Genomic DNA, 12,548 nt, shown 5'->3' on the forward strand with positions numbered 1-12,548 from the left:
TATGACCGAACGTTCCCGGAGCGGTAAGACCGCTTGGGACAAGGAGAAAACCCGCGAGCTGTTTCGTCGCTACAAAGAGACCGGTGATCCGGACGCACGTGAGCAACTCGTCATGTCCCATATGAACCTGGTAAGGTTTCTTGCCAACAAATTTAAGAACCGCGGTGAGCCGCTCGACGACCTGATGCAGGTTGGCTATTTGGGCCTGCTCAAGGCAATCGACCGCTTTGATCCCGAGCGCGGACTCGAGTTCACCACGTTTGCCACGCCCACCATCTTGGGTGAGATCAAGCGTCACTTCCGTGACAAGGGCTGGAGTGTGCGCGTGCCGCGTCGCTTGCAGGAGCTCTCGGCAAAGGTCAACCAAGCTACCGACAAGCTCACCAATGAGTTGCAGCGCTCGCCTAAGGTCGAAGAAATCGCTGAGTACCTGGACGTGACTGTCGACGAGGTGCTGGAGGCCATGGAGTCGTCTTCGGCCTATACCTCGGTGCCCATCGAGGCTCCTGGCGCGTCCGACTCCGACGATGCCCCTTCGATTCTCGACCGCTATGTCGATGACGACAACGAGCTCGACTTTACCGATGACCGCCTGGTAATCGAGGAGGCCATCCGCGATTTCTCGCCGCGCGAACGCGAGGTGATCGAGCTGCGCTTTGTGAAGGGCATGACCCAGATCGAGATCGCCAAGAAGCTGGGTATCTCGCAGGTGCAAGTCTCGCGCCTGCTGCGCCGTACCCTTAAGAAGATTCAGGACAAGATCGACCCCGACGGAGTGATGGTTCGTTCATGAGTGAGCACCCCCAACAGACCGACCGCACGCTGCGCGATACCCGTATTCTGACGCTTCGCATTTGGGCCGTCGTCGGCTGCATTGTCATCGCCGCCGTCATCTTTAACCTTATGGGTATCCTGGCGCCGGTTATCGAGTTTCTAGCTGTCGGTTCCATTATCGCTTTTGTGATGTCGCCGACCACCAATTGGCTCGAGCATCACGGCGTCGGTCGTGGCATCGGTTCGCTCATCGCGCTCATTGTTGTCGTTGCCGTGATCGTTGGTGTTGTCTGCATCTTGTCGCCTATTTTGCTCGGTCAGATTATGGAAGTCTTGAGCCGCCTGCCTGAGCAGCTTCGCGTTGCGGGCGGCGATCTCAACGAGTTGATCTCGCATGCCAAGACGCTCAACAACACGCCGCTCAAGGATTATCTGGACGACAATCTTTCTTCGCTCGTTACCGTGGCATCGAAGTATGTGTCTCAGATTGCCGCTGAGCTCGGTCGCGGTGTATTCCCGCTCATTACCAATACGGCCTCGCAGCTGTTCGTCATCTTCCTTGGCTTGGTGCTTGCCTATTGGTTGGCCTGCGACTACCCCCGTATGCACCACGAGGTCTGCACCATCATTGGTCAGGAAAAGGAGACCTCGTACCGCTTTATGGTCGCCATCCTTTCACGCTCGGTCGGCGGTTATATGCGTGGCATGGTCGTGACGTCCATCTGCGGTGGCATCCTCGCTTTTATCGGCTTTACGCTCATTGGCCATCCATACGCAGCGCTCATGGCCATCCTTACCGGCATTATGCACTTGGTCCCGGTTGTCGGTCCCTGGGTGAGCGCGGCGATCGCCACGGTGCTCGGCTTTATGTTCAGTCCCATGTTGGCGTTGTGGACGCTTGTCGTGACTATGGTGGCCCAAAACGTCACCGATAACGTCATTTCGCCTAAGGTCATGCAGAGCTCGGTCCAGGTGCATCCCGTCATGAGTCTGACGGCACTCGTTATCGGTTCGGCGCTTATGGGCGCCATCGGCATGGTGGTCGCCATCCCGCTGTGCGCGGCTCTGAAGGGTATCTTCGTGTACTACTTTGAGAACGAGACCGGCCGCCAGCTCGTGGCATACGACGGCGCCGTGTTTAAGGGCACGCCTTATCGCGATGCCGAGGGTAATCCGGTCGCCGCCTATGACGCGCTTGGAGACGATACGTTCATCTATGAGTCCGAGCTCATCGGTAACGAGACTGCGCCCGAGGCCCAGGCCATGCCCAAACCCGAGCTCGATAATCCCTGGATCAAGCTCTCGGGTCTTCAGCCTGACGCGACAGGCTTTTTCAAGAACCCCTTCACCAAGGACGACGATTCCAATATGGACGACGACACCAAAACCGGCATCGACGGCTCCATGGACGATTCGGATTCTAAATAGGTCCTATTAACGTTTCTTGAAGTTGTAAATGACAAGAAACGCGAGCAAAGCGATTGATAAGGGGCCGGCTACATAGAAAAAGAGAACGTCAATTGCGCGTAGAGTGTAATAAGCCTTATCGCCGGACATTACTGCATACAATACGTAGCCAAATGCTGGTTGGTTTGCGTACCAGCATGAGAAGGCCAAGAGCGCTAAAAGTGCTACAACCAGAAGTGCATTCAGGACAAATCGTTTGCTTTTCATCGATCGCTCCTTTCGGGTGACTCTTATATGTAATTCTACAGCAGCCTTTTTTCAAAGGATTGCTCGGTCCTAAATAACGTGCACTTTCGCTGGAGGGTCGCTGTTTGGCGGCCCTCTTTTTTGCATGGGCGCGGCGGGATGGTAATATCGTTACGTTTGAACTGTTTCGATGTGAAACCGAGGAGATTCCCTCTATGAGTGCTGACTACCCGTCAATGACTACGGCCGAGATCCGCTCCAAATTCCTCAACTTCTTTGAGGAGCGCGGTCTTAAGCTCTATCCTTCTTCGTCCCTTGTTCCCGACGATCCCTCGCTGCTGCTTGCCAACGCCGGCATGAACCAGTTTAAGGAGTACTACCAGGGCAAGAAGACCATGCAGGAGATCGGCGCGATCTCCTGCCAGAAGTGCGTCCGCACCAACGACATCGACTGCATCGGCGAGGACGGCCGTCACCTGTCCTTCTTTGAGATGCTCGGCGACTTCTCCTTTGGCGGCGTCTCTAAGCAACAGGCCTGCGCTTGGGCCTTTGAGCTCATCACCAAGGAGTTCAAGCTGCCGCTCGACCGCCTGTACTTCACCGTCTTTACCGAGGACGACGAGACCCATGACGTGTGGCGCTCCCTGGGCGTTGCCGAGGACCACATCTCGCGCCTGGGCGAGGACGATAACTTCTGGGCCGCCGGCCCCACCGGCCCCTGCGGTCCGTGCTCCGAGATCTATTTTGACATGGGCGAGGAGGTCGGTTGCGGCAGCCCCGACTGCAAGCCCGGCTGCGACTGCGACCGCTTCCTGGAGTTCTGGAACCTCGTCTTTACCCAGTACGACCGCCAGGAGGACGGCTCCATGCCGGAGCTGCCGCACCGCAACCTCGATACGGGCATGGGCCTGGAGCGCATGGCTGCCATCATGCAGCACAAGACCGCCAATTACGACGGCGATCTGATGCAGCACCTCATCAAACTCGGTGAGGAGATTAGCGGCAAGACCTATGACGCCGATGACTACTCCGGCGCCAGCCGCTCGCTGCGCATCATCGCCGATCACTCCCGTGCCGTCGACTTTATGATCTCTGACGGCATCCTGCCTGGTAACGAGGGACGCGAGTACGTCCTTCGCCGCCTGCTCCGCCGCGCCGTGTTCCACGGTCGCCTGCTGGGCATCGAGGGCGCCTTCCTGACCAAGTTCATCGACGAGGTCAACGCTCAGATGGGCGAGGCCTACCCCGAGCTGCTCAAGAACGTCGCGCTCGTTAAGGGTATCGTCGCCTCCGAGGAGGAGCGCTTCTCCACGACGCTCGACAACGGCCGCGTCTACCTGGACGAGGCCCTGGCAGCGCTTGCCGAGGGCGCCGTGCTTCCGGGCGATGTTGCCTTTAAGCTGCACGACACCTTTGGTTTCCCCATCGACCTGACCGTCGAGATTGCCGGCACCGCTGGCCATGACGTCGACATGGACGGCTTCACCGCCTGCATGGAGGACCAGAAGGCCCGCGCTCGCGCCAACGCCAAGGGCGACGCCTGGGGCAGCTTCAACGACGTGTGGGTCGAGCTTTCCGACAAGGTCGCTGCGACTGAGTTCGACGGCTATGACAACGATGTGATCGAGGGTGCCAAGGTCGTCGCCATCGTGCGCAACGGCGAGTCCGTCGAGTCCGCTGCTGCGGGCGAGGATGTCGAGGTCGTGCTCGACCGTACCCCGTTCTATGCCGAGATGGGCGGCCAGCAGGGCGACGCCGGCGAGCTTTCCGCCGAGGGCGTTGTGCTGACCGTTTCCGATACCAAGAACCACAACGGCCTGTATGCCCACGTTGCCCACGTTGCCGAGGGCACGCTGACTGTCGGTGCTACCGTGACCGCCGCGCTCGACGCCGAGCGCCGTGGCTTCCTGCGCCGCAACCACACCGCCACGCATCTGCTCGATGCCGCGCTTAAGCACGTCCTGGGCGAGCATGTTTCCCAGGCTGGTTCGCTGGTGACGCCCGAGCACCTGCGCTTTGACTTTACGCACTTTGAGGCTCTGTCCTCCGAGCAGCTTAAGGCTGTCGAGGACCTGGTCAACCAGCAGATCTTCGCCTCAAAGCCGGTCGTGACCCGCGTCATGGGCATCGACGAGGCCAAGGCCGCCGGCGCCGTCGCCCTGTTTGGCGAGAAGTATGGCGATATCGTGCGCGTCGTCTCCGTGGGTGCCGAGGACCAGCCGTTCTCCCGCGAGCTCTGCGGTGGTACGCATGCCGCCAACACCGCCGAGATCGGTCTGTTCAAGATCATTTCCGAGTCCTCCACGGGCTCCAACGTCCGCCGTATCGAGGCCGTGACCTCTAAGGGCGCCCTCGACTACATGGCCGACCGCCTGGCTCTCGTTGACGCCGCTGCCGCTGCGCTCAAGTGCCGTGTCGACGAGGTTCCCGCCCGTGTGGAGAGCCTGCAGACCGAGCTGCGCGAGACGTCCAATAAGCTCAAGAAGGCCCTGACTGGTGGCTCCTCCGACGCTATCTCCAGTGCTATCGAGGGCGCTGTCAAGCTCGGCGGCTACAAGCTCGTCGTCGCTGAGCTCCAGGGTCTTGAAGCTGCTGACCTGCGTAACGTCTGGGATACCGTGCATCAGAAGGTTGCCGGCCCTGTCGCCTGCGTCGTTGCCAGTGTGACCGAGAAGGGCACTCCGGCCCTGCTCGCTGCCGGCTCCGATGACGCTGTGAAGGCCGGTTTCCACGCCGGTAACGTGATTAAGCAGATTGCGGGCCTGGTCGACGGACGCGGTGGTGGCCGTCCCAACATGGCCCAGGCCGGTGGCAAGAATGCTGCCGGCATTGCCGATGCCCTCGCGGCCGCCAAGACCGCGCTCGGTGCCTAAGTAGTCGCTGTGGTCGCGCTCGCACTGGACATAGGGGAGACCAGGATTGGCATCGCCGTCTCGAGCCGTGATGGCAAGATGGCGATGCCCGTCAAGGTGCTCCCGGCCGCCGAGGTCACCGGTATGGCCAAGACGTTCCGTTACCTGGTCGAGGACTATGAGCCCGACATCCTGGTAAGCGGACGTCCCCTGACCATGGCCGGTGAGCCCGGCCCTCAGGCCGAGCGCGTTGCCGCCGTGGCGCAAAAGATCGCCGACGAGCTCGATCTTCCGCTCGAGTTTGAGGATGAGCGTCTGTCCTCGCAAGAGGCCAAGCGTATCCTGCGTGAGCAGGGACTCAACGAAAAGCAGATGAGGGGCAAGATTGACATGATTGCCGCTAGTCTGTTCTTGCAGACATGGCTCGATCGCAAAAACGAGGAGGTTTCGCATGTCTAGCGCTTCCGATCCGCGTCAGCCGAGTCGTACACGACAGCCTGCGTCGCGCCCTGTGCCGTCCGGCCAGCGTCCGGTGCAGCTGACCCCGCGCGCGGCCCAACCTGTCGCACGTCCTGCGCAGCCTTCCTCCCGTCCCGCGCAGCCCGGTCAGCGACCGGGTCAGCAGCCTGCTAGTCGTCCTACCCAGCAGTCCGCCGCCCGGGCTGCCCAGCCCGCAGGCGGCGCCCGCTTTAAGCAGCGGACATCCACCCAGCGCGCGCAGGCCCCTCAATCGCACGCGCATCATGCTCACGGCACGCATGGCGTGGCTCAGGCCGCGCGTTCGAGCTATAACACGCATGCTCGGCGCGGCGCCCAAAAGAATAGCTCGCCGGTGCCTATGATTATCGGCGCTGTGGTTGCGGTGGTCGTTCTCGCTGTTATCGGCTTCTTCGCCGTACCGACCGTCAAGGGCTTGCTTGGCGGGGAGGACGCAAACGTCGCTGCTGGCCAGCAAGTTACTATCACGATTCCCGATGGCGCCTCGGGCGACACGATCGCCTCGATTCTCTCCGAGAACCATATTGTCGAGAACCCCAAGGACTACTACGCGGCGGTCAAAAAGCTCAACGCGGACATGTCGCTTCAACCTGGCACGTACTCGTTCACAACGCTGATGGATGCGACCAAGGTCGTGCAGCAGCTTATTGAGGGGCCCAATGCCGGCTCCGATGCGTTGACGATCCCCGAGGGCTTGACGGTCGACCAGGTTGCCGACCGTGTGGCCCAGGCGTACGGCAGCATCTCCAAAGATGACTTCCTCAACCAGGCGAAGGCCAGCAATTATGTGAACGACTATCCGTTCCTCAAAGGCGCTGCTAATGATTCGCTCGAGGGTTTCCTGTTCCCTAAGACCTATTCGCTGGGCAAGAAACCGAGCGCCGATGACGTCATCCGCGCCATGCTCGATCAATTCAGCACCGAGTACAAGTCGCTCGATTTTGCCGGTTGCGAGGCCAAGATCAAAGAGCGCTACGGCGTCGGGATGTCCGATTACGACATCATCAATCTCGCTTCCATCGTCGAGCGCGAGGGCCTCAACGCCGAGCAACGCGCGCATGTCGCCTCGGTGTTCTACAACCGTCTTGCCGGCAAGCTCGACGGTCTGCGCTACCTCAATAGCGATGCGACCATGATGTATGTTACCGGCGGCGAAGTTACCGCCGCCGACCTGCAGAGCGATAGTCCCTACAACACCTATAAGCATGAAGGGCTACCGCCCACGCCCATCTGCTCTCCGTCGCTCGAGGCACTCAAGGCAACCCTTGAGCCGACCGACTCCGATGACCTGTATTTCTACATTACGCAGGACGAGGAGTTTTTCTCGCAGACCTACGAAGAGCACCAACAGTCTTGGAATTAAACATGAGGATTTTCAGCCCCAAACGATACGTTGCCTCGGTCGACCGCATCGACCTCGATGCCCTTTGGGCCGACGGCAAGCGCGCTATTTTGCTCGACCGCGATAACACCTTGGTGCCGCGTGATACCGAGCAGGTTCCTGCTGCGGTCTCCGCTTGGCTCGAGGCCGCCCATGCCAAGGGCTTTAAGCTGTGCATGGTGTCGAACAACTGGCATCGCGACCAGGTCATGAGCTCCGCACGCGAGCTGGGTCTCGAGGCCATCAGCCATGCCATGAAGCCCGCGCCGTTTGCTCTCAAGGCCGGACTTAAGCGCCTGAGCGCCACGGCCGATGAGGCCGTGCTGATCGGTGACCAGCTGTACACGGACGTGTGGAGCGGTAACTTTGCCGGCGTCGATACGATCCTGGTAAAGCCGCAGGCCACGCAGGACCTGTGGTATACGCAGATCTTCCGTATTTTTGAGCGCCGGGCCCTGCGCGACCTTCCCTGCGAGGAATAGGTTTCGTCATGTCCCAGCACACCAAGCACGGCTGCGACCATATCTTCTTTATCGGGTTTTTGGGTGCGGGTAAATCGACGCTCGCGCGCAACGTGGGCACCATGTTCAAACGTCGGTTTATCGATACCGACCGCCTGGTCGTGCGTCGTTGCGGCAAATCGGTTACCGAGATTTTTGAGACCGAGGGCGAGGAGCGTTTTCGCGAGCTCGAAACCTCGGCGCTCCGTTCGCTCCAAAGCGAGCGCAGCCTGCTGGTTTCGTGCGGTGGTGGCATAGTCGAGACACCGGTCAATATCGAGCTCATGCACCAGATGGGTACCTGTGTGTACCTCGAGGGTGACTTTGAGGATTCGATGCGCCAGATCCGCCGCTCCGACACGCGTCCCGATTTCCGCTCGCCTGAGCATGCGGCGCTCCTGTTCGAGCATCGACGTCCGCTGTATCGCCAGGCGGCCGATATCACCCTCGATATTCGCAATAAGTCCTTTGAGGATGTTTCCTATGTTTGTGCCGAGATGCTTTTGGAGCGTGGACTGCTATGATTCGCCGTCAACTCATCAATTTCCAAAACCGCAGCGTAGATGTTCGCGTCGGCTTTGACGCGTTTAGCGAGCTGTCGCGCATGTTTGTCTCGGCCGTGGGCAAGCCCAAGCGCGCGATGGTTGTCTGGAACAGTGCTGTGTCCGACCGCTTTGGCGAGATCGTTGAGCACGCTCTGGTCGATGCCGGCTTTGCTGTGTCGGAGCTTTCGCTCGAGGTTTCGCCCGCCGGCGCGAGCTTGGCTGACGCCGATGCCGTCTTTGGTGCGCTGTCGGCTAACGGTATTACCTGCGATGACCTGGTTGTTGCCGTTGGCGATGCCGCAACCTGCTCGGTTGTTTGCTGGTGTGCCGACCAGTGGTGCGGTCGTACCGAGTGCGCACTGCTGCCGACGACCTTCGACGCCATGCTCACGGTCGCTACGACGATGGAGCCCCTCGTCGCTTCGGGCGACCACGCGCTGCCCGCCATCGCGGTGCGCCCCGAGCCCGGTCTGGTCGTGTGCAATTTGGACCTTGTCCGTGAGGCCAGCTCCGAGGACCTTAAGCTTGGCTATGCGGTGCTCGTGGGTACCATGCTTTCCAGCAGCAAATCGCGCTGGAATCAGTTTACTGAGACAGTCCCCGAGATTCTTTCCGGCGAGGAAGTCGCGCTCGTCAATGCTGTGCAGTGGTCCCAGACCGCGCGCAAAGACGTGCTCATGGCCACGAACCCCAGTGCTCGCCATGCGCTCGATTTTGGCAAGACGGGGGAGCGTACCCTTCGCGCCTGCCTGGGCGATGCCGCGGCACACGTCCCCGCATACCAGCTCCTTTCCGAGGGCATGCGCTTTGAAGCGCGCCTAGCACATGATGCCTGCGACTTCGATATCGACTACGTGTTTGAGGTCGATGACTGCCTGGAGGACTTTGGCATCGAGGAGCTTGGCTTCGACCTGGAGTCCACCGCGTTTATTGGGGAGTTCCGCAAGCAGCAGTTTGCTCGCTCGAATCGCAGCATGCTGCCGCTTCCTGCCGCGCTCGGCGCTATCCGCCTGACAAATGTCGAGGACGAGATTCTCGAGCGCCATGCGCAGGCGTATTTGGCTTCTCGCAAGGAACTTCTCTAACTTTATTGACATCCATCGTCTTTCGTATCATTTTGAGGGACGGGTTTCAATCGGCTGCGAATCGCTTGTGATTCCGCTATTCGTTTGAAGCCCGTCCCGCTTTTATTGAGGACATCAAGAAAGGAATCTGCATGTCTGAGTTTGCTGCCGGTCCTGCCGGTCGTATCGAGCGTGTCCGTGCTCTGATGGCCGAGCGCGGCTACGACGCCATCGTCGTGCGCGATGAGGCCAACCTCCGTTGGCTCACGGGCGTGAAGGGCGTCTTTGACTATACCTTCGAGTTTCCGCACGCCGCGTTCATTACGGCTGACCAGTGCCTGTTCCACACCGACTCGCGCTATCTCAACAGCTTTGAGGAGAACACGCCCGCCGGCAGCCCTTGGGTCTACGACATGGACGAGGGCACCATCCCCGACTGGGTCGCCGGCAAGATCGCGGTCAACAAGTGCCGCGTCTGCGCCGTCGAGGATGACATGCAGATTAACTTCTACCAGGGTATCCAGCGTGGTCTGGAGGACCGCTCCGTCGCCTGCATGCTGCCGCTGATGCACGACGATATCCGCAAGATGCGCGCCATCAAGGATGCCGAGGAGATCGAGCTCATGCGCCACGCGCAGTCGATTACCGATGCCGCCTTCCAGCATATGCTCGGCTTTATTAAGCCCGGTATGACCGAGAAGCAGGTTCGCAACGAGCTCGAGAACTTTATGTTTGCCAACGGTGCCGACAGCCTGGCCTTCGGCTCCATCGTGGCGAGTGGCCCCAATACCGCCAACCCGCATGCCGTCCCGAGCGACCGCGTGATCGAGAAGGGAGACTTTGTCCTGATGGACTACGGCGCGGGCTACTGTGACTACCGTTCCGACATGACTCGTACTGTCGTGATGGGCGAGCCAACCCAGGAGCAGCTCGACCTGTACGCGCTCGTGCGCCGTACGCACGAGGAGTGCGTCGCTGCCATCCATCCTGGCGTCGAGGGCAACGACATTTTCAAGCTTTCCAAGAAGATCATCGGCGATGCCGGCTATGGCGATTACTACAACCATGGTCTGGGCCACGGCGTGGGCATCGACATCCACGAGCTGCCCAACTTCAACCGCAGCAAGAATATCATCGAGGTCGGCTCGGTTATCACCATGGAGCCCGGCGTTTACCTGCCCGGCGTGGGCGGCGTACGCCTGGAGGACTACGGCGTCGTCACCGAGAACGGCTATGAGCCCTTCACCAAGACCCCGCACGACCTGCACATTATCGATTGCTAATCCACTCCGGTAGATTTTGGGGCATGTCCCAAAAGTCCACTTTGGAGGCGGGGCGTCCGAAATGATTCGGGTGCCCCGCGTTCTCTTTTTATGCGCTCGCTGCAGCCGTCGTCTGCAAGTGTATAATTTCGGTCGTATGTAATTTGGACGCTTGTGCGTCTCGCCAATAACAAGAAAGGTCGCTATGCCTACTATCTCTACCGCCGACTTCAAGAACGGCCTCGGTCTCCGCATTAAGGACAAGGTTTACACCATCGTCGAGTTCCAGCACGTCAAGCCTGGCAAGGGCGGCGCTTTCGTGCGCTACAAGACCCGCGACATCAAGAGCGGCCGCGTCGTCGAGAACACCTGCAACGCCGGTACCAAGTTCGAGAGCGTCATGCTCACCACTCGTGAGTTCCAGTACCTCTACAACGACGGCGCCGACTACATCTTCATGGACAACGAGTCTTACGAGCAGGTTCCCGTTCCCGAGGACATGGTGGGCGAGAACGCCAAGTGGCTGCGCGAGAACGACACCTGCCAGCTGCTCTTCGCCGATGACGAGCTCATGGGCGTGACCCCGCCGATGTTCATCGAGACCACTATCGTCCAGACCGACCCGGGCTTTAAGGGCGACACCGTTCAGGGTTCCACCAAGCCGGCCACCATCGACACCGGTGCTGTCATCCAGGTCCCCATGTACCTCAACGAGGGCGAGGTTATCAAGGTTGACACCCGCGACGGTAAGTTCGTCTCCCGCGTCTAGCAACCAACTTTTCTAGGAGGACTCATGCCCCAGGAAATCAAGATTGACGGCATCGGTATTTCGCCCGATGTTCTGACCGCCATCGTCTCGCGCGCCGTCACGGATGTCGAGGGCATCGCCTCCGTGGGCGTCAAGGACCTTGCCACCAACCTTGTCTCCATGATGCTTTCGTCCAAGGCCCCGGCTTCCGAGCCGGCGGTCGAGGCCGAGGTCATCGGCGACAAGCTCGCACTTACCGTGCGCGTCGTGGTGTTCTTTGGCTATCCGTTCAAGAAACTCGCCGAGGCCGTTCGCGCCGCCGTGGTTGCCGCCATCGACGCCCAGGTGGGCGTCGAGGTCGAGCGCGTTGACGTTTGCATCGATGGCCTCGTTTTCCCCAAGGAGTAACCTTTGAGCCTTAAGGTTTATCGCGGGCGCACGCTTGCCCGCAGTCAGGCGCTGCAGCTGCTGTTCCAGGCCGAGGCCACGGACAGCCCGCTCGAGCGCGTCCTCGAGGGCGATTTCCTGATCTCGAAGGGTCCCCTCGACCCCTACGCGCTGGAGCTGTGTCGCGGTGCCTACGAGCACATCGACCGCATCGACTGTGCCCTGCGCTCCATCGCCAAGAACTGGGATCTTATGCGCATGCCCGGCGCCGACCGCAATCTGCTGCGTATCGCCGTCTATGAGATGCGCTTCCTCACCGACGAGGAGGTCTCGGACGCCATCGTGATCAACGAGGCCGTCGAGCTTGCCAAGGCCTATGGCACCGACCAGTCTGCGTCGTTTGTCAACGGCGTGCTGGGCAAGATTGCTCGTAGCGAGGAGCTGCCGGGCGAGGACCTGTATCAGGAGCTACTGGCCGAGGATCGTGCCCGCGAGGAGGCCCAGGCCGCCGAGGCTGCCGCCAAGGTTGCCGCCGCTCAGGCGGCGGCCGGCGTTCTCGACGAGGACGCTGAGGTCGCCGAGGCCGAGACCGGTACCGTCGAGGAGTAGCCATGCCAGAGGGTTCCGTCCGCAACTTCGACGAGATCTCGGACCGCTTGGATCAGATCATCGCGACAGTTCGCTCCAAGGATACGTCCCTGGAGCGTTCGCTCGATCTGTTTGACGAGGCGATTGAGCTGGGCTCCCGTGCGGTCGACATGGTCGATAAGTTTGAGCTGACGCCTCGCGAGGCCGATAAGCTCGAGCAGGAATACGATGAGGATGCGGCAAACGAATCCCAGGATAGCCAGGCCGCGTCTCCGGATACGAATGGTTGATGGCAT

Annotated in this window: 14 protein-coding genes; 13 read left to right on the plus strand and 1 reads right to left on the minus strand. The window is 60.2% G+C overall.

Features of this window, described 5'->3' with window-relative positions:
• The first annotated feature begins 1 nt into the window (after position 1).
• On the plus strand, positions 2-793 hold the full coding sequence (locus V2391_RS01650; protein ID WP_271760541.1) for a SigB/SigF/SigG family RNA polymerase sigma factor: 792 nt from the start codon (positions 2-4) through the stop codon (positions 791-793).
• The gene (locus tag V2391_RS01655; protein ID WP_329737982.1) at positions 790-2,202 is read left to right on the plus strand and encodes an AI-2E family transporter; all 1,413 of its coding nucleotides are present in this window, start codon (positions 790-792) and stop codon (positions 2,200-2,202) included. Before V2391_RS01650 ends, V2391_RS01655 begins: the two co-directional genes overlap by 4 nt.
• A 6-nt stretch (positions 2,203-2,208) precedes the next feature.
• On the opposite strand, the gene V2391_RS01660 is transcribed toward V2391_RS01655, so the two are convergent.
• Positions 2,209-2,448, minus strand: coding sequence for a hypothetical protein (locus V2391_RS01660; RefSeq protein WP_118237448.1), 240 nt, complete (start codon positions 2,446-2,448; stop codon positions 2,209-2,211).
• Positions 2,449-2,642: 194 nt separating this feature from the next.
• Between V2391_RS01660 and alaS the strand changes: the two genes are divergently transcribed.
• The 11 genes from alaS (at position 2,643) to V2391_RS01715 (ending at position 12,542) form a co-directional block, all read left to right on the plus strand.
• On the plus strand, positions 2,643-5,300 hold the full coding sequence (gene alaS, locus V2391_RS01665; protein ID WP_329737984.1) for an alanine--tRNA ligase: 2,658 nt from the start codon (positions 2,643-2,645) through the stop codon (positions 5,298-5,300).
• 9 nt (positions 5,301-5,309) lie between these two features.
• Positions 5,310-5,738 carry a Holliday junction resolvase RuvX gene (ruvX, locus tag V2391_RS01670; protein WP_329737985.1) on the plus strand — a complete coding sequence of 143 codons (429 nt, stop codon included), beginning with the start codon at positions 5,310-5,312 and terminating at the stop codon, positions 5,736-5,738.
• A complete protein-coding gene (gene mltG / locus V2391_RS01675; protein ID WP_329737986.1) occupies positions 5,731-7,140 on the plus strand; it encodes an endolytic transglycosylase MltG in 1,410 nt (469 codons plus the stop codon). The genes ruvX and mltG overlap by 8 nt, the downstream gene beginning before the upstream one ends.
• 2 nt (positions 7,141-7,142) lie before the next feature.
• Positions 7,143-7,640, plus strand: a complete 498-nt coding sequence (locus V2391_RS01680; protein ID WP_329737987.1) for a YqeG family HAD IIIA-type phosphatase — start codon at positions 7,143-7,145, stop codon at positions 7,638-7,640.
• 8 nt (positions 7,641-7,648) lie between these two features.
• Positions 7,649-8,182: a shikimate kinase gene (locus tag V2391_RS01685; RefSeq protein ID WP_329737988.1), complete on the plus strand. Its 534-nt coding sequence runs from the start codon at positions 7,649-7,651 to the stop codon at positions 8,180-8,182.
• Positions 8,179-9,288, plus strand: a complete 1,110-nt coding sequence (locus V2391_RS01690; protein WP_329737989.1) for a hypothetical protein — start codon at positions 8,179-8,181, stop codon at positions 9,286-9,288. Before V2391_RS01685 ends, V2391_RS01690 begins: the two co-directional genes overlap by 4 nt.
• Positions 9,289-9,419: 131 nt before the next feature.
• Positions 9,420-10,550: a M24 family metallopeptidase gene (locus tag V2391_RS01695; protein ID WP_329737990.1), complete on the plus strand. Its 1,131-nt coding sequence runs from the start codon at positions 9,420-9,422 to the stop codon at positions 10,548-10,550.
• Between the two features lie 184 nt (positions 10,551-10,734).
• Entirely contained in the window at positions 10,735-11,298 is a 564-nt protein-coding gene (gene efp, locus V2391_RS01700; RefSeq protein WP_117583455.1) for an elongation factor P, read from the plus strand.
• A gap of 24 nt (positions 11,299-11,322) precedes the next feature.
• Entirely contained in the window at positions 11,323-11,685 is a 363-nt protein-coding gene (locus V2391_RS01705) for an Asp23/Gls24 family envelope stress response protein (RefSeq protein ID WP_117583456.1), read from the plus strand.
• Positions 11,686-11,688: 3 nt separating this feature from the next.
• Positions 11,689-12,273: a transcription antitermination factor NusB gene (nusB, locus tag V2391_RS01710; RefSeq protein ID WP_329737991.1), complete on the plus strand. Its 585-nt coding sequence runs from the start codon at positions 11,689-11,691 to the stop codon at positions 12,271-12,273.
• Positions 12,274-12,275: 2 nt separating this feature from the next.
• Entirely contained in the window at positions 12,276-12,542 is a 267-nt protein-coding gene (locus tag V2391_RS01715; RefSeq protein ID WP_154515533.1) for an exodeoxyribonuclease VII small subunit, read from the plus strand.
• Positions 12,543-12,548: the final 6 nt, after the last annotated feature.

The sequence above is a fragment of the Collinsella sp. CM84Y_54 genome, from assembly GCF_036317945.1.
Taxonomy (GTDB): domain Bacteria; phylum Actinomycetota; class Coriobacteriia; order Coriobacteriales; family Coriobacteriaceae; genus Collinsella.